Annotated in this window: 2 protein-coding genes; one reads left to right on the top strand and one right to left on the bottom strand. The window is 47.3% G+C overall.

Annotated features, from left to right (window positions below; genetic code table 11):
• The coding region (locus tag R7O12_RS25750) for a pirin family protein (protein WP_318126894.1) at positions 1 to 520 on the top strand (520 nt) is incomplete at its 5' end.
• Positions 521 to 686: 166 nt separating this feature from the next.
• Here R7O12_RS25750 and R7O12_RS25745 read toward each other — a convergent pair.
• A partial coding sequence (locus R7O12_RS25745; protein ID WP_318126892.1) for a patatin family protein occupies positions 687 to 1,213 on the bottom strand: 527 nt, incomplete at its 5' end.

Genomic DNA, 1,213 nt, shown 5'->3' with positions numbered 1-1,213 from the left:
AGACGGTGAGCTGCATGGTTTTCAGATATGGATTAATCAACCAGCCAAAGACAAAATGAAACCCGCTCAATACCACGATTTTCAAACAGAGGCGATCACGGAATTTGACACTGCAAAGACAGGGCTTGTTCGTGTCATTGCTGGTGAGTTGATGATTGCGGGAGAACGAATTGTTGGGCCGTTGACTCAAACTGGTGTTGTAGCAACTGTTGCTGATTGGCGGCCTCATAGAGGAGCCACGCTTGAGCTAGCTTTGGACGCTGACCATAACATGATGATTTATGCGTACCAAGGCAGTGTCGAGATAAATCAACGCACTGTAAAGCAAGGTGAGATGGCGCTGTTATCAAAAGGAGAGGCGGCAAAGTTTACTGCGGCAGACAACAGTGGGGTCCTGCTCTTTATAGGTGAACCAATCAATGAGCCAGTGGTTCACTATGGCCCATTTGTCATGAACAGTATCGAAGAAATTGAACAAGCGATTGAAGACTACAACTCAGGGGTGTTCGAAACCTATTAAAGCGAACGACAGCGAACAGCCAATTTTGACCGATGTCTTAGTATTACGCTGAATGTATTTGAGCCTGCTTATTGGGCTCGTAGCGAAGCAAATCGATAATCCACTGCCATCGAGTTTGCGTTAGCCACCTAGATTAACTTGCGTTTAATCGAGGTGGCTTTTTTCTTTACACTGAATTCCAACGTTCTATGGCTTGTTTGCCAGCCTCAATTCCCAGTTCATATGCTTCTCGCAAAGGTTCTGGTGAGCGGCTTAAGCGTTTTAACTTAAACGTTTCTGGTGGGCACACTTGGATTATCTCAATGCCTGGTGGCGGATTGTTTATCAGTTCCAATGTTTGGTTGTAACGAACGTCACGTGTCAGCATAGGCTCAATCAGAGCTGGCGTTTCCTTCAGCATACGTTTTGTGATGGCACTGAACTTTGATCTTGGTTTCCGGTAACTGGCAATCTGGCTGCGCAGGACCATGATTTTTGTCGCTCCTCTTTTGATGGCTTCGGCAATTGGCAGGGCATCTGCAACGCCGCCATCCACATATCGAGTGCCATTAAGAAGTACGCCATTACGATAGAGTACGGGCAGGGCGCTGCTGGCCTTCATGGTCTCCGCTAACATATCGACGTCCGGAGTGAGGTATTCTGCCTGTCCAGTATCTTGACGAGTGACGACAAGGAAAAAAGGACGCGGATCAG

The sequence above is a fragment of the Vibrio sp. Vb1574 genome (genome assembly GCF_033338675.1).
Note: the sequence above shows the minus strand (reverse complement) of the source record. Positions and strands in the feature narration are given on the sequence as shown.